At 58.3% G+C, this 21,944-nt stretch carries 20 protein-coding genes; 10 read left to right on the top strand and 10 right to left on the bottom strand.

Going from position 1 to position 21,944, the window contains the following annotated elements; translation table 11 throughout:
- Positions 1–181, top strand: a 181-nt coding sequence (locus LG31_RS0107240; protein WP_033113815.1) for a hypothetical protein, incomplete at its 5' end; no start/stop codon positions are given.
- Between the two features lie 227 nt (positions 182–408).
- Here the strand turns inward: LG31_RS0107240 and rsmF are convergent.
- The 4 genes from rsmF to LG31_RS0107220 form a co-directional block, all read right to left on the bottom strand.
- Positions 409–1,836, bottom strand: coding sequence for a 16S rRNA (cytosine(1407)-C(5))-methyltransferase RsmF (gene rsmF, locus LG31_RS0107235; protein ID WP_033113814.1), 1,428 nt, complete (start codon positions 1,834–1,836; stop codon positions 409–411).
- A gap of 142 nt (positions 1,837–1,978) precedes the next feature.
- A complete protein-coding gene (locus tag LG31_RS0107230; protein WP_033113813.1) occupies positions 1,979–4,531 on the bottom strand; it encodes an MlaD family protein in 2,553 nt (850 codons plus the stop codon).
- 55 nt (positions 4,532–4,586) lie between these two features.
- Positions 4,587–5,189: a paraquat-inducible protein A gene (locus LG31_RS0107225; RefSeq protein WP_033113812.1), complete on the bottom strand. Its 603-nt coding sequence runs from the start codon at positions 5,187–5,189 to the stop codon at positions 4,587–4,589.
- A complete protein-coding gene (locus tag LG31_RS0107220) occupies positions 5,173–5,799 on the bottom strand; it encodes a paraquat-inducible protein A (RefSeq protein WP_033113811.1) in 627 nt (208 codons plus the stop codon). The genes LG31_RS0107225 and LG31_RS0107220 overlap by 17 nt, the downstream gene beginning before the upstream one ends.
- A gap of 147 nt (positions 5,800–5,946) precedes the next feature.
- Between LG31_RS0107220 and prpB the strand changes: the two genes are divergently transcribed.
- From prpB to LG31_RS0107205, 3 genes are read left to right on the top strand one after another with little or no spacing between them, the layout of a single operon-like run.
- Positions 5,947–6,834 carry a methylisocitrate lyase gene (gene prpB, locus LG31_RS0107215; RefSeq protein ID WP_033113810.1) on the top strand — a complete coding sequence of 296 codons (888 nt, stop codon included), beginning with the start codon at positions 5,947–5,949 and terminating at the stop codon, positions 6,832–6,834.
- A 10-nt stretch (positions 6,835–6,844) separates the two neighbouring features.
- Positions 6,845–7,972 carry a bifunctional 2-methylcitrate synthase/citrate synthase gene (prpC, locus tag LG31_RS0107210; protein WP_033113809.1) on the top strand — a complete coding sequence of 376 codons (1,128 nt, stop codon included), beginning with the start codon at positions 6,845–6,847 and terminating at the stop codon, positions 7,970–7,972.
- 10 nt (positions 7,973–7,982) lie between these two features.
- Complete coding sequence (locus LG31_RS0107205) at positions 7,983–9,428, top strand: bifunctional 2-methylcitrate dehydratase/aconitate hydratase (RefSeq protein ID WP_033113808.1); 1,446 nt, start codon at positions 7,983–7,985, stop codon at positions 9,426–9,428.
- 238 nt (positions 9,429–9,666) lie between these two features.
- Here LG31_RS0107205 and LG31_RS0107200 read toward each other — a convergent pair whose 3' ends face one another.
- Positions 9,667–10,395 (bottom strand): DUF8198 family protein, encoded by a 729-nt coding sequence (locus tag LG31_RS0107200; protein ID WP_033113807.1) that lies wholly within the window; start codon positions 10,393–10,395, stop codon positions 9,667–9,669.
- A 258-nt stretch (positions 10,396–10,653) separates the two neighbouring features.
- On the opposite strand from LG31_RS0107200, the gene LG31_RS0107190 reads away from it, so the two are divergent.
- Together LG31_RS0107190 and LG31_RS0107185 are read left to right on the top strand one after the other, a co-directional pair.
- The gene (locus tag LG31_RS0107190; protein WP_033113805.1) at positions 10,654–10,989 is read left to right on the top strand and encodes a polyhydroxyalkanoic acid system family protein; all 336 of its coding nucleotides are present in this window, start codon (positions 10,654–10,656) and stop codon (positions 10,987–10,989) included.
- Between the two features lie 262 nt (positions 10,990–11,251).
- Positions 11,252–12,682 carry a wax ester/triacylglycerol synthase family O-acyltransferase gene (locus LG31_RS0107185; RefSeq protein ID WP_033113804.1) on the top strand — a complete coding sequence of 477 codons (1,431 nt, stop codon included), beginning with the start codon at positions 11,252–11,254 and terminating at the stop codon, positions 12,680–12,682.
- A gap of 92 nt (positions 12,683–12,774) precedes the next feature.
- On the opposite strand, the gene LG31_RS0107180 is transcribed toward LG31_RS0107185, so the two are convergent.
- The 4 genes from LG31_RS0107180 to LG31_RS0107165 form a co-directional block, all read right to left on the bottom strand.
- Positions 12,775–13,563, bottom strand: coding sequence for a tetratricopeptide repeat protein (locus LG31_RS0107180; protein WP_033113803.1), 789 nt, complete (start codon positions 13,561–13,563; stop codon positions 12,775–12,777).
- 25 nt (positions 13,564–13,588) lie between these two features.
- A complete protein-coding gene (locus tag LG31_RS0107175) occupies positions 13,589–14,230 on the bottom strand; it encodes a TetR/AcrR family transcriptional regulator (RefSeq protein WP_033113802.1) in 642 nt (213 codons plus the stop codon).
- Between the two features lies 1 nt (position 14,231).
- Positions 14,232–15,419, bottom strand: a complete 1,188-nt coding sequence (locus LG31_RS0107170; RefSeq protein ID WP_033113801.1) for a patatin-like phospholipase family protein — start codon at positions 15,417–15,419, stop codon at positions 14,232–14,234.
- 81 nt (positions 15,420–15,500) lie between these two features.
- A complete protein-coding gene (locus LG31_RS0107165) occupies positions 15,501–16,073 on the bottom strand; it encodes a phasin family protein (RefSeq protein ID WP_033113800.1) in 573 nt (190 codons plus the stop codon).
- A gap of 248 nt (positions 16,074–16,321) precedes the next feature.
- On the opposite strand from LG31_RS0107165, the gene LG31_RS0107160 reads away from it, so the two are divergent.
- Positions 16,322–18,295 (top strand): SDR family oxidoreductase, encoded by a 1,974-nt coding sequence (locus tag LG31_RS0107160; protein ID WP_033113799.1) that lies wholly within the window; start codon positions 16,322–16,324, stop codon positions 18,293–18,295.
- Positions 18,296–18,380: 85 nt separating this feature from the next.
- Here LG31_RS0107160 and LG31_RS0107155 read toward each other — a convergent pair whose 3' ends face one another.
- Complete coding sequence (locus tag LG31_RS0107155; protein ID WP_033113798.1) at positions 18,381–19,256, bottom strand: esterase/lipase family protein; 876 nt, start codon at positions 19,254–19,256, stop codon at positions 18,381–18,383.
- 169 nt (positions 19,257–19,425) lie between these two features.
- On the opposite strand from LG31_RS0107155, the gene LG31_RS0107150 reads away from it, so the two are divergent.
- From LG31_RS0107150 to LG31_RS20835, 3 genes are all read left to right on the top strand, one after another.
- Complete coding sequence (locus LG31_RS0107150) at positions 19,426–19,728, top strand: YebG family protein (protein ID WP_033113797.1); 303 nt, start codon at positions 19,426–19,428, stop codon at positions 19,726–19,728.
- Positions 19,729–20,008: 280 nt separating this feature from the next.
- Positions 20,009–21,256, top strand: a complete 1,248-nt coding sequence (locus tag LG31_RS0107145; protein WP_420796189.1) for a tyrosine-type recombinase/integrase — start codon at positions 20,009–20,011, stop codon at positions 21,254–21,256.
- A 487-nt stretch (positions 21,257–21,743) separates the two neighbouring features.
- Positions 21,744–21,944: hypothetical protein (locus LG31_RS20835; RefSeq protein WP_152598326.1), on the top strand; the 201-nt coding region annotated here is incomplete at its 3' end.

Here is a 21,944-nt window from a genome sequence, read left to right as displayed (position 1 = left end):
GTTGCAATGCTGGATCAGTAACCGCCATGCCGAACGGTTAGCGGCACTCGGCTTGCATCTTGAAGATAGCCAGGCATCACTCATCGAACAGGCGATCGATCTGCTCTATCACCATGAACTGGGGAGCGAACCTCACGTAGAGAAAGTGGAGATAGCTCTGCAGGAAGAGAGTGTCGAGTAACGATGAACTTGGCTAAGAAGAAGAGATAAAAAAAGCCAGGTACGAATTCCGTGTACCTGGCATAGGGGAATTGGCTCCTTGCAGAGCCGTGCGCTAACTGGTGTTCGGATTGCCCTAAGCTTAGACAAGGCTCAAGGCTTTTCAAGAACCCGATAAAATTTCAACCAGAGTGTGGGTTTTGCAGACTCGAACAGCATCGAGTCATCCTTCCTCATTCAGTCAAAAAATCAGCCAAACAGATTGTTGTCGCGCACCAGCTCCCGGGGCAGGGCGTTCTTGATCCGGCTGCCCACCCATTTTCCCATTCCCAGGGTATGACCCTGATAACGAACGATCACCTCGCCAGAGCCGCTCTCCTGTTCGGGCCAGACGTCCCGTCCCATCATGTATTCACGGGCATTGGCACTGTCGAGTTCGACAACCCCTTTGATCGCTTTGTCACCATAGGCCAGCGCCCACTCATGGGTGAGGCGATAGCCTTTCTTGAAGGTCTCGGCTAGCTTGATGCCGATGCGATCGAAGCGCAGCTTGCCCTGAACCTGTCCAAACAGATGAGGAAAGAGCCAGATCTCGTCATTGCGGCCAAACAGTTGCCCCTGCGGCGCCACACCAAAATTGGCCTCAATCTCTCGCAGCATGGGCTCTGACTCTTTTGCTGCCAGTGGCAGGAAGGGGAATTTGCCGAGCTTGCCCGGTTTGAACATGGTGTTGGGCACCGAGTGGTGCTTGTGCAATCTGGCGACGAAAAAGCCTTCACTGTCGAAGATTTGGGGCCAAACGTGCAGGTATCCTTCGGAAGTACATGCCTGCTCTGCATGGGGGAACAGGTCAGCCAGCGAGTCAAAACTCAAGGCATCGCCAAACTTGTCCAGCAGTGACTGACAGACCTCCTGGTTCTCCTGCAAACTCAGCGTGCAGGTGGAGTAGACCAGTACGCCACCCGGTTTCAAGGCATGGAAGGCACTCTCCAACAGCCCTTGCTGTACCGCCGCAATCTCGTCGATGCTCTCGATACTCCAGTTGCGCAGCGCATCTTCATCCTTGCGCACAGTACCTTCACCGGAGCAGGGGGCATCGAGCAGGATGGCGTCGAAGGTCTCCGGCAGCCACTGACCAAACACCTTGGCATCAAAATGGGTCATCCCCACATTGGTCACACCGCAGCGCTGAATATTGGCGCTCAGAACCTTGAGCCGGCTGCTGGAAAACTCGTTGGCAACCAGCATCCCCTGATTGTTCATCAGGGCCGCGAGCTGGGTAGTTTTGGAGCCGGGAGCCGCCGCCGCATCCAGCAACATGCCGTCCGCTTTGATCTTGTCGCTGGCAAAGAGCGCCGTCACCGGCAGCATGGAGCTCGCTTCCTGAATGTAGAAGAGGCCGCTCAAGTGCTCGGCGGTGTTGCCAAGCGGCACGCTCTCGTCTGTGCGGCTCAACCAGAAGCCGGTCTCGCACCAAGGCACGGGATCGAACTGCCAGCCTTGCGGCTGCATCTTTTCAACGAAGTCAGAGACGGCAATTTTGAGCGTGTTGACCCGGATACTGCGGCGCAGCGGTCGCCGGCAACTTGCAACGAACTCATCCATAGAGAGATGAGCAGGCATGATGGCCGCTATATGGCGCAAAAAGTGATCGGGAAGATAGGTATTGTCGTGCACTGTGCCGTCTCGTTGACCGAAAAAGAGGGGCGACATCTTATCACAGGGCTAGGAATATTCTTAAAGTGCAGCAGGTAAAAGCAGGTAAAAATGAACAAGCCCGGCCAAATGCCGGGCTTGGATAGCTACGTGAGGGGAGGGGTCAGGGCTTGATGCGGGGGCTCCACTCCTGCCACTCTTTCTCGGCCTTGCCGTAGAGGGGATAGCTGTGACCGGCCTTGACGGTCGGCCCCATCTCTTTTTCCGGCGTATTGAAGGCAATGCCGCCGGCAAGCAGGCTCTGCACCGTCTCGACCTCGATAGTGCCACCGGTCAGGCCAATGTCTGCCTTGACCCCGGAGACATTCCAGAAGCGGGAGTTGGCGCGCACCAGATGGGCATACTCCTGCTCCACATTGACGTCGATCACCACCTCGCTGCCATCGCGGGCTAGTGCTACCTTGGTAACGCTGCCGACCACCATCTTGCGAAACAGCAGCGGGCTGCCAACCGAGAGACCATTAACCGACGGGCTTTTCAGGGTGAGGGCCAAACCGGCAGGGCCGCTCTGGCTCAGGGGGAAGCTGTTCCGACCAGCCCCTTTGCCGGGCTCAGCCTCAACAAAGGCCCCCTTGATCAGGGTATCGAGATGGGCGACACCGCCCAGACCCAGCTTGGCTTGCACCAGGGTAAAGCGCGCTCCGGATTGCAGGAAACGCTCGGCGTACTGGCCATCCAGCTCGGCCTTGAAGATCACCTGTCCCAGGGTCGGCTCCAATTCAATCTGCTCAATCTTGCCGATATCCACCCCGCGATAGCGGATCGGGCTGCCGACCCCCAACCCGGGGTTATTCTCTGCCACCAGAGACAGCGTGCGGATCTTCGCCTTGGCTTGATCCTTGTTGTCAAACAGCTGATGGCTGCTGCGGCCATTGGCCAGATAGTCGAACTCGATGGCACCGCGCAGCAGGGTGCCAAGATTGCCAACTTTTAGCTGCACTCCATCGACCCGTACCCGGGTGTCGATAGCCGGTTTTTTCCAGAATTGCGGCTGACGAGCGAGGAGAGGGGCATAGATGCCATCGATCTCGAGCTCGATCTCCACTCCCTCTTTGGCGGCACGCAGCTGTTTCACCTTGCCCGCTTCCAGCCCCAGATAGAGCACGGGAGAGTCAATGCCGATGCCGTCCGCCTGATCAGCTTTGAGCAACCAGCGCTGGGGCTTGGCATCGCGGGTACCGAGCAACGCCAGCTCCTGATTGGGGTAGAGGCGGTTAATCCGCTCGCCGCTGCTCGCCTGCACCAGCTTGATGCCACCGCTCAGCCAGGCACTGGCCGGGCTGGCCTCCACCTTGATACCGCTCAGGTCGGCATCTATTTGCAGTGGCGCCGCGCGATAGAAGCGGGCACGGTTCAATAGATGGGCGTAAGCGGGCTGGATCTGCAGGGCCACGCTGGCATTGCCGCGCCCATCGAGATCGAGCTGGCTGATGCGACCAACCTGCAGCCCCTTGTACCAGATGGGGGCATCCTGATTAAGACCAGCCAGATCGTCCGCTTGCAACGTCACCTTGATGCCATCTTGGGGCGCCCGATCGGTCAGCGTCATTCTGGCCACTTCCTTACCCGCCACATAGTCAAGGCGAATGGCAGGGCCGGAGAGCAGCCGATCGGCATTCTTCACACCGGTCGGGGAGAGAGACACGCTCTCCCATACCAGCTGACTCTTGTCGGTGATGCGATATGCCTGCTCCGGATTGATCAGTGCCGTCACCACCCGACCCTTGTCAGTAAGGTGGATGGGATCGACGCGACCAATTTCGATCCCTTCGAAGAGAATGGGCATCCCCTCCTTGATGGGCAGATCGCCCGCCACGATATCGATGCGCTTGCCGCGCGCAGCTTCTGCCAGCCCCTTGTAGAGGACAAAGGTCTGTCCTTTCTCCGACTCGGGAGACGCTTTGGGGGAGTCAAAGGCGATGCCGCCGCTCAGAATGGAAGTGAGGCTGCCAGCCTCAACGCTGACGCCCGCCAGACTGAAAGAGCCCTTGATGCCGCTGATGTTCCAGAAGCGGGTATCGGCTTTGACCAGATGTTCAAAACGAGGCTCGATCACCAGATCCAGAATAACGTTCTGGTTGTCCTGACCCAGACGGGTATTGATGACGCTGCCCACTTCGATGCCGCGGAAATAGAGCTTGGCACCGATGCCGACCGAGCCCAGCGAATCGGCGGTGAGGTGCAGCATCCGCCCTTGCGCCTGATAGCCGGGGGGAGGGCCGTCGAGGGCATCAAACTTCTCCTGCAGCGGGTTGCTCTCGCGCCCCGGTTGTAGATTGATGTAGTTGCCGGAGACCAAGGTATCGAGACCGGAGATCTCGGTCAGCGATGCCTTGGGGCTCACCAGCCAGAAGTCGGATCCCTTGCGAATAAGCGGGCGGGCACGACTGTCAATCTTGGCCAGCACCGCAATGCGGCGGCCATCCTCGGCCAGTTCCAGCTCCTGCACCACCCCGATGGCCACCCCCTGATAACGGATCTGGGTCTTGCCCGGCAAGATGCCGTTACCCTGAGCGAAGTTGATCTGGATAAGCTGGCCGCGGCTCGCTATCTGTTGATAGAGAAAGCCGCCAGCCAGCAGCAGGGCGATAAGTGGTAACAGCCAGACTGGCGATAGCCAGCGGCGCTTTTCGATGACGGGTTCAGCCCCGATCATAGTGACTCCTTATTGACCGGGCGCATCCGCCCATCAGACAGAAACAGAATACGCATCAACGGGCCGCCTTGTCCCAAAGCAACCGGGTATCGAGCATGCGGGCCGACATCATGGTCAACACCACCACGCCGGCAAATGCGGTGGCACCAGGGCCGGCGCGGACGCTCAGCATGACCCCGCGATCGACCAGTGCCACCATCAGCGAGATGACAAACAGATCCAGCATCGACCAGCGGCCGATAAAGTCGATCACCCGATACATCAAGAGCTGGCGCTTGCGCCGCACCGGTTTGGCCCGTTGCAGCTGCCAGCAGATCCAGGCCAACCCGATTATTTTGCCCACCGGTACCAGTATGCTGGCGGTGAGCACTATGGTGGCAATCCCGCTCATCTTGCTGCGATAGAGCATCAGGATCCCGCTGAAGATGGTATCCGACTGCAATAGCCCCTTGTTGTAAAAGTGGGTGATGGGCAGCAGATTGGCGGGGAGCAACATAAAGGTAGCAAGAGCCAGCAAGCCCCATGACCAGGCTAGCGAATGAGGGATCCGCACCTGCAGCTTGCTATCGCATCGTGGACAGACACATCCCGCCTGATAACGCACCAGCAGGCCGCAGGTATGGCAGCGGCAGAGCCCCATCTCACGGGCGCTGGTCATCGCTTTTCTCCTTGAGCGGGATCCGATCCCAATAGGGGGCCGGATCAAAGAGGATCAGCAAACTCATGTTGAGCAGCATCAGAATACCGAGGCTGAGCAGCCCGCCGCCCAGCCGGACATCAGCGATATCGATCAGTTTGAACAGAGCAACCAGCAGGCTGACGATATAGACCTCCAGCATGGCCCAGTGACGAAACACTTCGACTGCCTTCAAGGTTGGCGCAAGGAGATGCCAGCGTTTGGCAAGGCCCGATGCCAGCGCAAAGATGCCGGTCAGCAGACCGATGGGGGCCAGCACGGCGCACCAGAGCACCAGGGAGGCAACCCAGAACTCCCCCTCGCCAAACAGCACAAAAATCCCGTGTAACAAGTTGGCATCGGAGTTGACGCCAGCCAGTCGCAGATAGATGAGGGGCTCGAAAAAGGCGGAGGGGAGCAGCAGAAATCCGGTGATGGTCAGCGCCATCAATTGGGAGGGACGAAAAGCATAACGGCCATAGAGATGCTGGTGACAGCGAGGGCAGTGGGCATGACGACGCAGCGGCAGCGCCTTGCGCTGGATAAGCAAGTCGCACGCCGGACAGACGATCACGGAACCGGGCTCCATCATACCATTCAACCTGTTGAAGCAATTGGTGAAATTTACCCTAAAACCGGTGCCCTGTCTTGCCTGCCTCCTTAATGTTACGAAAGTATAATTGACGTTAACGTAAACGTGATATTAGATGATCAAACCAGACAGATGAAAGGAGTCATGATGTCCAGTTTGCCCCCCTCGGCAGGGCTGCGTTTTCGTACTGCCCTTGCCAACGAAAAGCCACTACAGATCGTCGGCACCATCAACGCCTATATGGCGCTGATGGCCGAGCGCAGCGGCTTTCAGGCGATCTACCTCTCGGGTGCCGGTGTCGCCAACGCCTCCTACGGCCTGCCGGATCTCGGCATGACCTCCCTCAACGACGTGCTGATCGATGCTGAGCGGATCACTGCTGCCACCCGAGTACCGCTGCTGGTCGATATCGATACCGGCTGGGGTGGGGCATTCAATATCGCCCGCACCATTCGCGCGTTCGAGCGGGCCGGTGTCGCCGCCGTCCATATGGAAGATCAGGTTGCCCAGAAGCGCTGCGGTCATCGCCCCAACAAGGCGGTGGTGTCGCTGGAGGAGATGTGTGATCGGATAAAAGCGGCAGTGGATGCCCGCGATAATCGCGAGTTCGTCATCATGGCGCGCACCGATGCGCTGGCAGTGGAGGGGATGGAGTCGGCTCTTGAACGCACCGCCGCCTATGTGGCCGCCGGTGCCGATATGATCTTCGCCGAGGCGGTGACCGAACTGGCCCAGTACGACCAGTTCAAGCAGGCGGCCGGAGTGCCCATTCTTGCCAACATGACCGAGTTCGGCAAAACCGAGCTGTTTGACAAGGAACAGCTCGCAGCCCACGGGGTCGATATGGTGCTCTACCCCTTGAGTGCCAACCGAGCCGCCAATCAGGCCGCCCTCAACGTCTATCAGCACATTCGCCAGGATGGCCATCAGCGCGCCGTCGTGGCGACCATGCAGACCCGGGAGTCGCTCTACGACTTCCTCGGATATCACCACTACGAGCAGACACTGGATCGTCTGTTTTCAGCCAAGGAATAGGAGGCAGCTTATGGGACAACAGAAACCGTTGGGCGGAGCAGGTCTGCGCGGTCAAAGCGCAGGGGAGACCAGTATCTGCACCGTGGGCAAGAGCGGCACCGGTCTTACCTATCGCGGTTACGACATCAAGGAGCTGGCTGATAGCGCCCAGTTCGAGGAGGTCGCCTATCTGCTGCTCAAAGGCGAGTTGCCGAGTAACCAGCAACTGGCCGACTACAAACGCGAGCTGCGCCGCTTGCGCACGTTGCCGGCGGCGCTGCTCGAGGTGCTGGAGCGCATTCCCGCCGATGCTCACCCCATGGATGTGCTGCGCACCGGCTGCTCCATGCTCGGCGATCTGGAGCCGGAAGATGGTTTCGAGCATGAACACGAAGTAGCGGATCGACTGCTGGCCGCCTTCCCGGGGATCCTGATCTACTGGTACAAGTTCAGTCACGAAGGTGTTCGTATCGCCCTCGATACCGATGAAGAGTGTATTGGTGGCCACTTTCTGGCCCTGCTGCACCAGAAGGCGCCGAGCGAGCTGGAGCGTCGAGTGATGCATGTCTCTCTCATCCTCTACGCCGAGCATGAGTTCAACGCCTCCACCTTTGCGGCGCGGGTCTGCGCCTCGACGCTCTCTGACATGTTCTCCTGTATTACAGCGGCCATCGGCACCCTGCGCGGCCCGCTCCATGGCGGCGCCAACGAGGCCGCCATGGCGATGATCGAACATTGGCAGGATGAAGCGCAGGCAAGGTGCGAACTGCTGGCCAAGCTGGCGGCCAAGGAGAAGATCATGGGCTTTGGCCACGCCATTTACCGCACTTCAGATCCGCGCAACGTCATCATCAAGGAGTGGTCGGCCAAACTTGCCGAGGCGGTGGGTGATGATCGCCTCTATCGCGTCTCCTGCGAGGCGGAGAAGGTGATGTGGGAAGAAAAAGAGCTCTTTCCCAACGCCGACTTCTTCCACGCCAGTGCCTATCACTACATGGGGATCCCGACCAAGCTGTTCACCCCCATCTTCGTCTGCTCGCGGGTCACCGGTTGGTGTGCCCATGTGATGGAGCAGCGCGAGCACAACCGGATCATCCGCCCGAGCGCCGATTACGTCGGCCCGGCACCCCGTCACTTTGTCTCCCTACAACAACGATAAGGAAGTCACGATGTCCGCCAACGTCGACGTCAACCACAGACCCGAGCCCGATCAGGTGCTGGTCGATATTGCCGATTATGTCTGCAACCACCCCATTACCAGCGAAGCGGCCCTCGACACCGCCCGCTACTGCCTGATGGACACCCTTGGCTGTGGCCTGCTGGCTTTGCGCTTTCCGGAGTGTACCAAGCACCTTGGCCCCATAGTCCCCGGTACCCTCGTACCCCACGGTGCCCGGGTGCCCGGTACCCAGCTCTGCCTCGATCCGGTCAAGGCGGCCTGGGATATCGGCGCCATCATCCGCTGGCTCGATTACAACGACACCTGGCTGGCCGCCGAGTGGGGTCACCCATCCGACAATCTGGGGGGCATTCTGGCCACTGCCGACTGGCTCTCCCGTACTCGCGTGGCCGAGGGCAAGGCACCGCTCACCATGAGCGATGTGCTGGTGGCCATGGTCAAAGCCCACGAAATTCAGGGTGTGCTGGCGCTGGAGAACTCCTTCAATCGGGTCGGTCTCGATCACGTGGTGCTGGTCAAGGTCGCCAGCACCGCCGTGGTGACTCATATGCTGGGGGGAACCCGCGATCAGGTGATCGATGCGGTCTCCCAGGCCTGGGTCGATGGCCAGAGCCTGCGCACCTATCGTCATGCCCCCAATGCGGGTTCCCGCAAGAGCTGGGCAGCGGGAGATGCCACCTCTCGCGCAGTGCGCCTCGCCCTTATCACCATGAGCGGCGAGATGGGCTATCCCGGTGTGTTGAGCGCGCCAAAATGGGGCTTCTACGATGTGCTGTTCAAGGGCAACCAGTTCGCTCTGCATCAGGGGTACGGCAGCTATGTGATGGAAAACGTGCTGTTCAAGATCTCCTATCCCGCCGAGTTCCACGCCCAGACGGCAGTGGAGTGCGCCATGAAGCTGCATGGTCAGGTGAAGGGGCGGCTCGACGAGATAGACCGTATCGAGCTCACGACCCATGAGTCGGCCATTCGCATCATCAGCAAGGTCGGCGCCCTCAACAACCCGGCCGATCGGGATCACTGCCTGCAGTACATGGTGGCGGTGCCGCTTATCTTTGGTCGCCTTGTCGCCGAAGATTACGAGGATGACGTGGCTGCCGATCCCCGCATCGATGGGCTGCGCAGCAAGATGGTGGTGCAGGAGGATAAACGCTACAGCCGCGAATATCTGGAGGCAGACAAGCGCTCCATCGCCAACGCCATCCAGATCTTTTTCAAGGACGGCACTCACACTGCCAAGGTGGAGGTGGAGTATCCGGTCGGCCATCGTCGCCGTCGGGAGGAGGGGATCCCGCTACTGGTGGAAAAATTCCAGCACAATCTGGCGACCCGCTTCCCTGCCAAACGGGTCAATGACATCCTTGCCCTTTGTCAGGACGGGTCACGGCTTGCCGCCACCCCGGTGCACACCTTTATGGATCTATTGGTGATCTGACCGATATCTACAGGCAAACAGCGATAAACGAAAAGCGGGCCCATCGGCCCGCTTTGTCGTCTGGCAACCTCTTGTGCTCAATCAGACGTTGCTGCTTCTGTCTGTTACCAACGATCGGGCCTCGCGTTTTTGTTGTGTCACCACCACGGCAACGATCCGCTTCCCGCACGCTGTTTCACTGACGCAACAATAACTAATTTCAACTCGATTTATTTGCAACAATCTGCGTCTATTGAGCTTAAGCCAGCACGCTGCTATCACCGCTAAAGAGCGCCGTCATGATGTCCGTCTCGCGACTGGCAATGGTTTCAAGAAACTCGTTGGCACGCCCCATCTGGTGACAAACCTGATAGCCCCGCTCGACAAAGGAGAAGAGCTCACCAAGCCCCGCCAGATGGGCCGGGCCTGAGACCAGCTTCAGGGTTGCACCCAGCAGCGGTTTTCTCGCCAGCCGATCCAGCGTCATGCCAAGCTGGCTCACCAGCGCAATCTGATGCTCCCGACGCGCTTGCTCACCCACGGCGCGATAGGCAATGGTGTAGTGTTCGGCGGTAATGGGATTGAGCCCGCCAATGCGGCGCAGCGCCACCACCATCAGGTAATCGAGCTCTTCGGAGAGGGCATCGAGCTCGATCGCCTGCGCCAACACTTTATGGCCGGATTCCGGCAATAACCGTTCTGCGGTTGGCATCACCCGCATCACGTCGGCATCGCGGCGAGCGCTGTCACCCGGCCCGTAGAGATCGGTCAGAAAGAAGCGGGCGGCCGGCCCATAACGGTCGCTCTCCAGCAAATCCCTGTGGGTGCGCCCCAGCCGGTCGGCCTGCCACTGACGCAAACAGTCCCGATCCTGCATATCTTGCGGATGGCTACGCATCTGTTCGCGCAAAGCCGCCACCCGATTGAGCTGGCGATAGAGCTGGCCAAGGGTGCTCTCGTCATCGGGGGAGTGGGATTGATGGGTCATCGACAGCTCTCTGATTGTGTGTAACAGGACGGAGTTATAGATTCGAAATAGACAACCGAATGAAAAACAAACAGTTTTTACACCTTCTTCACTGCCAAGTGTAGCCTGAAGGCGACCGGGAATAAATCCTGCGCCACGCCAGCCCTTGCCACGACGGCAGACACTGTTAAGTGAGTCCCATTTATGTAAATGACTCTTTCACTTGTTGTGAACATGTGTTTAATATCAACAGATATGTCATTACCCTGAGTACTCATCATGTTTCTATACGATTCGCTCGCTGGCAGTCGCGGGATCTCAACTATCCAGATCAGCCGTCAGCATCCGCTGGGGCTGGCCGGTGCCCGGGTGGCCGCAGAAGCCATTGCCCAGGACATATGCGAAAACTATCAACTGGATTGTGAATGGGCGGATGAAGAGGAGACTGAATTGCGGTTTCGTGGCTCGGGCGTTCATGGTTCGCTCATTCTCGATGAGGATAATTTGCAGCTCGACGTTCATCTTGGCCTGATGCTGCTGCCGGTACGCAGTGTGCTGGAGCAGGAGATCCTCGATTATGTGGATAATCGATTACCCTGTCCGAAACGGGTATGAAACCAATTTCACTCGCCATTATTAAATAGCGGTGAAGACAGTAAGACATGTATTGAACAGGCTATTTCTGCTCGACTTTCTGCTTATTGTTCGGTGAGTTTTTAGCAATGCATTTTGGATATTTAATATAGCCATCACTTTTCGTACTTAATATTTCGAGCCGGCCTGACCACCTCATCTTTAATTACGTTTTCCGCTCATTGCGAGATGAAGGGAGAAGGTTTCTGGCTGTCTCGACAAATTCATTTTGCAGGGAAACAACATGCCAACGAGTGAATTTATCTCTTGCGTTGATACCGCATGGCTACGCATGGACAGACCCAACAACCTGATGCAGATCATTGGCGTTCTGATGTTTGAAGGGCAGCTTGATGAAGAGCGTCTGCGCAACGGGTTGCGCCACACCATCTCGGTACAGCCACGCTTCCACCAGCGGGCCGTGCTGGAGGGGGGCTCCTACTGCTGGCGCCATGATCCCGACTTCGATCTCGACCAACACCTCAAGCGGGTTATCCTGCCCGGCAAGGCGGGCAAAATCGAGCTGGAGAAGCTGGTGGCCGATCTCGCCTCGACACCGCTCAACCACCAGCGCCCCCTGTGGGACATGCACCTGACCGACACGTCGCTGGGCGGTCAGGCGCTGGTGGTGCGCATCCACCACGCCATGGGGGATGGCTTCTCGCTGGTGCGGGCCATGCTCACCATGATGGACAACTCCCCGCAGCCGGTCACCCCCATCCGTCCCAAGGTGGCACCGGAGCCCGCCGATGAAGAGGACGATGACGACACGCCCCACGGCAGCCGGCTGGTCAAGGCGGGCCTCAAGCTGACCGGCACCCTCTGGTCCAAATATGTCGAGGTGTTGACCCATCCCACCAAGGCGGTGGATTACCTCAAAGCCGGTCGCGATGTGGCCAGCGAGCTGTGCAACATTGCTACCCTGGGCGATGATTCACCCTCCCGCCTCAAGGGCAAGACGGCCAGCAGCAAGCGGGTTGCCTGGTCGGAACAGATCCCGCTGCCCGACATCAAGGCGGTGGGCAAGGTGCTGGGCTGCTCGGTCAACGACCTGCTGATCGCCGCCACCGCCGGCGCGTTCCGGCACTACCTGGAAGAGAAGGGTGACGATGTCGACAACATCGAAATTCGGGCTCTGGTGCCGGTCAATATGCGCTCGCCCGACGATGATGGTGCCCTTGGCAACCGCTTCGGGCTGGTGGCCCTCGATCTGCCGCTCGATATCGCCCATCCGCTGCAACGCCTCTATGCGGTGCGGGATCGGATGCAGGCGCTGCGCAGCTCGCTGCAGCCTGTTGTGGTGCTCAATCTGCTCCATGGCCTTGGCATGGCCCCCAAAGCGGTACAACAGCAGGCGGTCGATCTGCTGGCGGCCAAAGCCAGCGCGGTGATCACCAATGTGCCCGGCCCCCAGCAGACCCTCTATCTGGCCGGCGCGCGCCTGCGCCAACCGCTGTTTTGGGTACCGCAGGCCGGAGATATCGGCGTTGGCGTCTCCATCCTCTCCTACGATCACGGCGTGCAGCTGGGGCTTATCACCGACAAGAAGCTGGTGCCGGACCCTGATCAGGTAGTCGACCGCTTCGCCGTGGAGTTTGAACAGCTGCTGCTGCTGGTGTTGCTGGAACCTGAGCTGCTGTTCGACCCGAACGGCCTTGATGCGCTGCTGGGCTGATCCAGCACATAAACATCCCGATAAAAAGAGGCCAACCTGCGGGTTGGCCTCTTTGCTATCTGTTGCCTGACGCTGCTGCGCAAAGCTTGGGATTAATCCTCCAGCTCTTCGCGCGCAGCCTCCACATCGAGACGTTCCATCGCATCCATCGGCTCGCACTCGGCCGCTTCGGCATAGAGGGCTTCGGCTGCTTTCAGGCGGCTTTTTCCATGCAGCATCACCTGGGCATTGGCATACTCCATCCGCGCGATGGCGGAGTCGGGGATCAGTGCCAGCGCCTCCTTGAAGTGACGCTCGGACTCCTCCTTCTTGGCTCCATAGGTGAGGCCGCCGATCATCGCACCCAGCTTGTCGACGATCTCGGCGTGCCATGCGCCAAAGGCGATATGGGCTTCGGCGTGGTCGGGTTCGATCTCCAGCGCCTTCTCCAGGCTTGCCTTGATCTTGTCGCCAATGCCCTGAGAGAGGGCTTTGGAGATGGAGATGACCTGACTGTAGCGCCCGAGGGCCAGAGCATGAAAGTACCAGGCGTTGGCATTCTCGGGCTGGCGTTTTTGCAGCTTCTCGGCATGGCTGGCAGCCCGCTCGAAGGCGGCACGCTTGGCATACTTGTCCTCCAGCAGGTAGCTGGCGTGGATCACCAGCGCCTTGTTCGCCACATTGAGACCCGCCTCGCCGGCCGCTTCGCCAAGGGCGACGGCTTGGGCAAAATCCCCTGCGTGATAGGCCCGCCAGGCATCCTGTACCTGCTCATCCTCCGGCCATGGCTCGGCATCCCCCTGATGGAGGCGCTCCCAGTTATCAGCCAGCTTCTGGCCGGCATAGTCATAAGCCGCATCCGCGTAGGGGAAGGGGACAAATTCGAGTTGTGAGGTGGTCATGCTTGTTCTCCCTGTAGCATTTGAGTCAAACCTTTTCGGTGTATTGGTGGGCGAGAGCGCCCAGATGAAGGCGGGCATCGTCCCGCAAATAGGGGGCGACCAGCTGCATCACCTGAAAAACGCCCAGTGCAATATCGGCGTCGGTCCGGGGGTGCAGTGCCCGCTGGTACGAGATCCAGAATGTGCCCACCAGCGCCACGCTGGCAGCCAGTGAACGCAGCTGTTGGGGGCTTCCCTCCATCAGGCCGACCGTCTGCAGGTGAGTGCAGATGGTGATGGCTGTCTGCTCCTTGCGGCGCAGCAGAGCGGAGAAACGCTGCTCGACCCGATGGTAGCCATTCATCAGGGTGGAGATATCGTAGTAGAAGAAACGGTATTTCCAGATGGCTTCAAACATCAGGTGGAGGAAGAGCCAGATATCCTCGGGCTCATCGGACGGGGCGCTGACCGCATCGAGCAGGCGCTCCATCTCCTGCTCGAACTCGTCGAACAGGGCATTGACGATCTCCTCCTTGTTGTGGAAGTGGTAGTAGAGATTTCCCTGGCTTATCTCCATCTCGGCCGCAATGGCCGAGGTGGTAACGCTGGGTTCACCCAGCAGATTGAAGCGGGCGAGGGCAGTGGTCAGGATCCGTTCCCGGGTACGGCGTTTGGGCTTGCGATCCATGCTACTCCTTCACGTGTGGACGACGTACGCCACGGCGATAACGCCTGGCGAGCCAGTGTTGCAGCTGTTCCAGCGACTTGTCGAGAGCCGCGACCGAGCCGCTGCTGGGGGCCAGCAGGGTGCGATCGGGGTCGGCGAGCGCCTTCAGATTGAGCTCGAAGCCATGCTTGGCCAGGATGGGCGCCAGCTCGTGGCGACGCTGCCAGAGATCACGACGGGTGTGCTGGAAGGCGTGTTCGCACAGGCGACGACGATCCCGATAGCTGAACACATTGGTAAAAAACATCTCGCCATCGGCGGGGGATGGTTCAAACAGCAGTGCGTCGGCGTTGGGGTATTGGTGGCGATAGCGATCCATCCCCACATGCATCCGCGAGTGAATGATGGCGCGGAAGGTCTGGGCCAGCACCACAGGCAAACCGCTATCCACCAGATTGGTGGGCTCTCCGGCCGCCATTCCTGCATCGAAGGGCACCAACGGATTGATGCAGAAGACCAGATCAGCCCCCTCCTGCAACGCCACCGAGGCGTGCAGGGTCTTGATCAGGGCGCCATCAACATAGTAACGGCCATTTATCAAGGAGGGGGGAAAGAGGCCGGGCAGGGCCGCAGAGGCCTGCACAGCCGCCGAAATGGGCACATCGTCGAGCCCCGGCCCGCCAAAGGCGACCGGATGGCCGGTATCCAGTTCGGTAGCCACCACGAACAGGCGGCGGCTTAGCTGGCGAAAATCATTGCTGCGACCGGGACGGGAGAAGAACTGGGTCAGGATGCGATCTACCCCGCGGTTGTCGAACAGCCCGGTCGGGATCGCTCTGGAGAGGCCCTGCAGCGATTCAAACAGGCTGCGTTTCCAGGGTGCAGCCAGATAGCGCATCAGGCACTCCAGCGCCAAAGGCGGGATGGAGCCGAGTCGCACCGCATATTCACGAAAGGCGGGACGCAGCAGTGTGGCAGGATCAAACATCTCGCCGGAATCGTCGCTGAGCAGTATGCGCACCAGCTTTTCTGCCGAGATGCCGTTGGCCAGCGCCGATGCCACCACGGCGCCCGAGCTGACGCCGACATAAATATCGGCATGTTCAAGGCGCAGGCCACTGATGCTGTCGGAGAGGGCGGCGCAGGCACCGATCTCGTAGATGCCACCGAGCGGCCCGCCACCGGCAAGGGCGATTGCTACCGTACTCATAGAGCCTCCTCCCTATCCATAGAAAACCGGCCCAGCGCTGGGCATGGGCCGGTGATGCTCACTCTTTGCCATCGAGACGGATTACGGCAGAACGCTCTCAGCCTTGGCCTTCACCTCTTTGACTGCATCTTCTGCAGCGGAGAGGAGATCAGCAGCCTGCTCAACCACAGCCTCTTTAGCCTTGGCTACCGGCGCCTTCTTTACCGGAGCTTTCTTGACCGGCGCTTTCTTCGGGGCTGCCGGTTTGGCTTCAGCGACCGGGGCCTCCTCGTCCTGAGCATCCAGCAGCTGCTGCACCACTTCGGTCAGCTCGGCCATGCGCTTGGAGAGCTTGTCAATGTCCTTGCGAGTCGGGATACCCAGACTGGCTACGGCGCGGGCAACGCGATCTTCGAACACCTGCTCCAGACGGCCCCAGGTACCGGCCGTCTTGTCAGCTACTGCAGCAATCTTCTCGTCGGCGCTTTGACGGGTTTTGGCTTGCAGCGCTTCACCTTCCTGCACCAACGCTTCAAAAATCTTGCCGCCCTCTTCCTGCGCCTTGGCATAGGCGCCCAAACCGGCCAACCAGATCTGCTGGGTGGACTCTTTGATGGTGGAGGTGAGTTGGTTGTCGGTCACTGAACCTGCCAGCGCTTTAAGTTTTTTAGCCATGATCTTCTCCTTGAATAACGACAGATAAATGTAATGGCGACAACGAAACTGCAATCGGGTTGTGGCATTACTGATTTTTCAACTTCAGTCTAGGGACAAAAAATAGAGGGTTCTACCTAATAACGGAACAGGCACACTACCGAAATTAGGGTTTGCTCACGAACCGACAATCAAATTGCGGATTTCCATATGAATCGTGATATATCTAACAACCTAGTAACACCCTAATCAGTAGCAGGATTCTCTTTATGAACTATTTCATTACCGGCGGTAGTGGTTTTATCGGGCGTCGATTGATAAAAAAGTTATTCCAACAGCATCCCGACTGTACCGTCTATTTTCTGATGCGCTCTTCTCATCAGGAAAAATTGCCAGAGCTGTTCTCATTCTGGAGTGTGGATGAATCGCGCGCGGTCCCGGTTTTTGGCGACATGACGCAACCGCTGCTGGGGGTATCGGTCGAGATGCAGGAGCAGTTGATCGGCAAGATCGACCACTTCTTCCATCTGGCTGCCATCTATGATCTCAACGCCAAGGCGGGGATCCAGCAGCAGGTCAACACCGAAGGAACCCGTCAGTCCGTGCAGCTGGCCGAACGACTCGCGGCCCGCCAGTTCCACCACTGCAGCTCCATCGCTGCCGCCGGTCTCTTTGATGGTCTGTTTCGCGAGGATATGTTCGATGAGGCCGAGCACCTCGACATGCCTTATTTCCAGACCAAGCACGAAGCGGAAGGAATTGTGCGAAACGAGTGCACCATTGCGTGGCGGGTCTACCGCCCGGGCATCGTCGTTGGTGACTCCAATACCGGCGAGATGGACAAGATCGACGGCCCTTACTACTTCTTCAAGACCATCCAGAAGCTGCGCCGTCTGCTGCCGCCCTGGATGCCGGCCATCGGGGTTGAGGGCGGGCGCATCAACATAGTGCCGGTCAACTTCGTGGTCGATGCCATGGTGCATATCGCCCATCAGGAGGGAGAGGAGAACAAAACCTTCCACCTGACCGACCCCAACCCGATGCGGGTCGGCGACATGCTGAGCACCTTCTCCCGCGCCGCCCATGCGCCGGAGCCCGCGATCCGCATCAATGCCTCTCTCTTTAACTTCATTCCCCGCCACCTGACTGCCATGCTGATGACCATGGCGCCGGTGCGCCGTATCCGCGATGCCGCCATCGCCGATCTGGGTCTGCCCAAGGATGTGTTCCGTCTTATTAGCTATCCCACCCGTTTCGACAGTCGCGAAACCCAGCGTGTACTGAAAGGGACCGGTATCGAAGTGCCGCCGCTGCACAGCTACGCCTGGCGGCTGTGGGATTACTGGGAACGTCACCTCGACCCGGAACTCTTCATCGATCGCTCCCTGCGTGGTCGGGTCGAGGGCAAGGTGGTGCTGGTGACCGGGGCCACCTCCGGCATTGGTCGTGCAACCGCACGCAAACTGGCGGGGGCGGGGGCCAATGTCGTTACCATCGCTCGCGACGAGCAGAAGATTGCCGAGACCAGAGCGGAATTTGCCGAGCTGGGGCTGACCATCGAAATCTATCAGGGGGATCTCTCCAATCTGGCGCAAGCCGAGGAGATCACCGCTCGCATCGTGGCCGATCACGGCGGCGTCGACATTCTGGTCAACAATGCCGGCCGCTCCATCCGCCGCTCCATCGAGGACTCCTTCGATCGCTTCCACGATCTTGAGCGCACCATGCAGCTCAACTACTTTGGCGCGCTCAAGGTGATCATGGGGGTGCTACCCACCATGATCGAGAAGAAAAAAGGGCACATCATCAACATCTCCTCTATCGGGGTGTTGACCAATGCGCCGCGCTTCTCCGCCTATGTTGCCTCCAAATCTGCCCTCGATGCCTGGGTGCGTACCGCCGCCTCCGAGTTTGCCGATAAAGGAGTGAGCTTCTCCATCATCAATATGCCGCTGGTGAAAACGCCGATGGTCGCACCGACCAAGGTCTATGAGCAGGTACCGATGATGACGCCGGAAGAAGCGGCCGATCTGGTATGCGATACCATCATCAACAAGCACGTTCGTCTGGCTACTCGCCTCGGGGTATTCGGTCAGGTGGTTCACGCTCTGGCACCGCGCGTCGCCCAGGTCATCATGAACACCAGCTTCCGCACCTTTGCCGATCCCAAGGATGGCGACAAGTCCAAGGCCACCGCCGATCAGGTTGCCGTCTCCACCTTCATCAAGGGGATCCACTTCTAAGCCAGCGCAGTTGCAAGGAAGATAAAAACAGAGCGGGCCCGAACATTCGGGCCCGCTCTTTTATTGTGAGCTGATTGCCTATGGCCTAATTGCGAGCCAGCAGAGTGAGCAGCAGCGCCGTGGTGCGGCGTGAGTAGAGCAGGGTGAGGTGGCCAATCCCCGCCAGCTCGATATCTTCCATGCCAGCCAGACGCTGGCGCTCCTGCGGCATCACTACGTTATCGTGGCTGGTACGCACCGAGATCCCGGGGACGCAAAGAGGCACAGAGGCAAAGCGTTGCAACCAGCCGGAGCCCGGCTCCATCTCCCGCGCATTGGCACCCACCCCCAGCATCGCCAGCTGGCTGCCCTGATGGGGCGTTGCCAGTGTGATAAGGCTCGCTACCTTGTCACCGCCATGGACCGCCAGATAGTCGCGGCAGACCAACCCCCCCATGCTGTGACCGACCAACACCAGCTGGCTGGCTCCGGTTGCCGCCAGCACGTCGTCAATTCGCTTGGCCAGCAGCGGCACCATCTCGTCGATATGACCAAATGGCGGCGTCAGGGTAATGGTAGCGACCACATGGCCCGCAGCCTCCAGCCGGGCTCGCTGGGTACGCCAGATCCCGCGGCTGCAACCATAGCCATGCACAAGCAGTACCGGCCGCCGGCAAGGAGGCAACCTGTCTGGCGCCATCAGCAGCGGCTCGAAGGGGAGCAACCAGGTAAAGGTGTAGAGGTAGGCGAGCATCTCTCGCGCCATCATCTTGACTCTCGCCGGCATGCCGATGGCCGGGGAGGGGTAAAAGCGGGTAAATAGCCAGCTACCGAGTACCACCAGGCAACGCAGGGTGAGCAGGGCCAGGATCACGAACAACAGAGTGACCAGCCATGAAAAATCCAGTACCAGATGGGCGATGCTCCCAATGAGCAGCACCTCAACCATCAGCAGAATAAACAGGTGTCTTACGATCGTCATGACCCCATGATCCGGCGACACGGCCACAGAAGTCAAATGACGCTTTTCTACCCTGCAGGCCCCGTCACGCTTGCCCCGACATAGCCCTTCCTTATTACCGTGTCAGGATATTTGCAATACTGTATATCCATACATATACTTATCTCATCATCATCAGGAGGAGGCCATCATGGCTGTTGAAATCAAATATGTTGTGGTTCGTGGGGGAGTGGAAAAAATGACTTTTGCCAGCAAGAAAGAGGCGGACGCCTATGACAAACTGCTGGATACCGCCGATGAGCTGATGGCACTACTTGCCGGCGCCCCTGTCGAGATGACCCCGGAGCAGCAGGAGAGCCTGGCGTTTTACCTCGCCGAGCAGCGTGATCAGCTGCAAAACCTGCTGCGTGGTGGCAAGGTAACGGCAACTGGCAACAAGGAGGAAGAGCCCGCAGCCAAGCGCAAGGAGAAGGCGCTCAAACAGGTGGCATAAGCAGTGGCCTATCGGGGTAACGGCTTGAACATCATTCACTTAAATTGCATTTATCACCATTTTTCAGGCTATTTACCCCGAGAATTTTTTAACAAAGGTGCATATTGATTGCATAAGGTAATTCAATGCCAGGATCCTGTTTCTGGTTGGTAACCATCCAATCACACCTTTGATAAATCGGACCAGGCCCTGTCTTTCGGTCGATATCACCGACCATTTTTCTTCTCTTTTATCACCAAGCAAGACCATGACTCATCAATCCATTCCCTTGCCGCCGGCCATGCCGCTTTTTGACAATCTCACCTACCTGGAAGAGGGCAATGCCCAGGTTAACCACTACCTCGCCAATCTCAGCCTCAACACAGTGCCTGATGCAGGTCTGGTCTATGAGCTGGCGGTCGACTGGCTGCTTGAACAGCGCCATAGCGAGAACAACTACAAGACCTATCGCAGCGAGCTGACCACCTTTTTGCACTGGTGTTTTTGCGAAGTCTCCATCAGCCCAAAGGCGCTGACCCGGCGCATCATGATGCGTTACCTCGACTACTGCCAGTCACCACCGGAGCCGCTTATCGCCTATCGTAACGTCGCCCAGTTCGTACAGGACAAAGAGTGGGGAGAGCGGTTGCCCAATCCCCAGTGGCGTCCATTTCTCGGTAAAAAGGAGCTGGGCCAACCACTGCCATACCGCTTGAGCGAACAGGCGATGAAAACCAAGCTCGCTATCCTCTCAGCCTTTTTCCAGTTCCTCATTCAGGAGGAGTACATGGATAGGAACCCGGCACTGTTGCTGCAACGGGTGAAAAAGCCCCTTGCACAGGAGGCTGACGATCAGGTGCAAGCCTTCAGCGAGCTGCAATGGTCCTACGTGCTGCAGGCCGCCGAAACACTGGCACAAGACAATCCGGAGCAACATGAGCGCAGCCGGTTTCTCGTCATCCTGATGTATGCCTGTTATCTGCGGATCTCGGAAGTGGCGGCCAGACCCGGCTTTACCCCCGTGATGGGCCAGTTTCGTCGCGACAGCAAAACCGGCGTCTGGGGTTACTACATACCGAGTAGCAAGGGGGGAAAACGCCGCACCGTCGCCGTCTCACAGGCGCTGCTCCACGCCCTCGAACGCTACCGTGCGTTTCTGGGACTCTCGCCCTTGCCGGCCCCCAACGAGCAGACCCCGCTCTTTATCCGTCATAAAGCGGCCGCCCACGGCAGGGAGCAGGGGGAGCTTAATGCCAATCTGGGGATCCGTCAGCTGCGCGAACTGGTGCAGGCAGTGATAACCAAGGGTGCCGAGCTGGCTGAGCTGGATGGCTTTTATCAGGATGGTGCCGAAATGCGGCAACTGACCCCCCATGCCATTCGCCATACCGGGATCACCCACGACATCAACCTCAATGGTCGACCACTTTCCCACGTACAAGCCGATGCGGGCCACGACAGCATCGACACCACGTCCAAATACCTGCACACCAGCCAGAGCGAACGCCATGAGAGCGCCCAGCAAAAACCGCTCGACAGGTTGCGATAAAACTCGAAGACGTGAGAGATAACAAAGAGTGAAAATAGGATATAAGGCGAAGAAGAGTGCCGTAATTTTACGGCATATTCTTGTCAATCGGAGCGAGCGCAATAGCTGCCCACAGTGAAAAGGGGAGCCCAATACACATATTCTTCAGGCGTTTTAATAGTGAACTCTTGTCTCAAAATACGACATTTGTGGTTTCAGAATATCGACCAGGGGGAGGGGGTTGGGCGATTGCTATTCCGTGGTAACCGAGAGAGAAATGGCTTGGCGCTTTCAGCACAAAGTAGATGGCCATTTCATCGCCTTGTGATCTCTAAATCTCACCCCAAGCAGTAATACGGGGAGAATTCCCAGACAACCATGCTCACAACATTCACGGGGGAGGGGTGTTATCTCTTACAAAGAGGTTTTTTGTCAGTAAGGGCTTGGTTTGCAAGCAATAGCCCCAATATCCGTATGGAGCATGCCGCTCATCAGATGGGGTAGTTAAATGTTCAAACAGATCATTCCAGCCACTGGTTGGTGGTTACGTAGAGAAGTATCTAAAGGTGAGTTTATCGATGAACCTTTAGTTGCGTGGGGCTTGTATGAAAATCCTGAGCATGACGGGGATGCTGCCGTGACTGGCTTAGTTACAGATCCTGATGGTTTGGGTTTGTGTGAAGCATCTACAGGCTTCTACATTCACCAG

Source organism: Aeromonas lacus, from assembly GCF_000764665.1.
GTDB classification, from domain to species: Bacteria; Pseudomonadota; Gammaproteobacteria; order Enterobacterales; family Aeromonadaceae; genus Aeromonas; species Aeromonas lacus.
This window is presented reverse-complemented; position numbering and strand designations above follow the sequence as displayed.

What these genes read in the sequence shown, in the direction of transcription:
- LG31_RS0107205 (WP_033113808.1), top strand. Translation starts at nt 7,983, where the DNA reads ATGTCCGCCAACGTCGACGTCAACCACAGACCCGAGCCCGATCAGGTG.
- LG31_RS0107220 (WP_033113811.1), bottom strand. Translation starts at nt 5,799, where the DNA reads ATGATGGAGCCCGGTTCCGTGATCGTCTGTCCGGCGTGCGACTTGCTT.
- LG31_RS0107145 (WP_420796189.1), top strand. Translation starts at nt 20,009, where the DNA reads ATGCCGCTTTTTGACAATCTCACCTACCTGGAAGAGGGCAATGCCCAG.
- prpC (WP_033113809.1), top strand. Translation starts at nt 6,845, where the DNA reads ATGGGACAACAGAAACCGTTGGGCGGAGCAGGTCTGCGCGGTCAAAGC.
- prpB (WP_033113810.1), top strand. Translation starts at nt 5,947, where the DNA reads ATGTCCAGTTTGCCCCCCTCGGCAGGGCTGCGTTTTCGTACTGCCCTT.
- LG31_RS0107160 (WP_033113799.1), top strand. Translation starts at nt 16,322, where the DNA reads ATGAACTATTTCATTACCGGCGGTAGTGGTTTTATCGGGCGTCGATTG.
- LG31_RS0107230 (WP_033113813.1), bottom strand. Translation starts at nt 4,531, where the DNA reads ATGATCGGGGCTGAACCCGTCATCGAAAAGCGCCGCTGGCTATCGCCA.
- LG31_RS0107180 (WP_033113803.1), bottom strand. Translation starts at nt 13,563, where the DNA reads ATGACCACCTCACAACTCGAATTTGTCCCCTTCCCCTACGCGGATGCG.
- LG31_RS0107225 (WP_033113812.1), bottom strand. Translation starts at nt 5,189, where the DNA reads ATGACCAGCGCCCGTGAGATGGGGCTCTGCCGCTGCCATACCTGCGGC.
- LG31_RS0107170 (WP_033113801.1), bottom strand. Translation starts at nt 15,419, where the DNA reads ATGAGTACGGTAGCAATCGCCCTTGCCGGTGGCGGGCCGCTCGGTGGC.
- LG31_RS0107165 (WP_033113800.1), bottom strand. Translation starts at nt 16,073, where the DNA reads ATGGCTAAAAAACTTAAAGCGCTGGCAGGTTCAGTGACCGACAACCAA.
- LG31_RS0107200 (WP_033113807.1), bottom strand. Translation starts at nt 10,395, where the DNA reads ATGACCCATCAATCCCACTCCCCCGATGACGAGAGCACCCTTGGCCAG.
- LG31_RS0107155 (WP_033113798.1), bottom strand. Translation starts at nt 19,256, where the DNA reads ATGACGATCGTAAGACACCTGTTTATTCTGCTGATGGTTGAGGTGCTG.
- LG31_RS0107190 (WP_033113805.1), top strand. Translation starts at nt 10,654, where the DNA reads ATGTTTCTATACGATTCGCTCGCTGGCAGTCGCGGGATCTCAACTATC.
- LG31_RS0107150 (WP_033113797.1), top strand. Translation starts at nt 19,426, where the DNA reads ATGGCTGTTGAAATCAAATATGTTGTGGTTCGTGGGGGAGTGGAAAAA.
- LG31_RS0107175 (WP_033113802.1), bottom strand. Translation starts at nt 14,230, where the DNA reads ATGGATCGCAAGCCCAAACGCCGTACCCGGGAACGGATCCTGACCACT.
- LG31_RS0107185 (WP_033113804.1), top strand. Translation starts at nt 11,252, where the DNA reads ATGCCAACGAGTGAATTTATCTCTTGCGTTGATACCGCATGGCTACGC.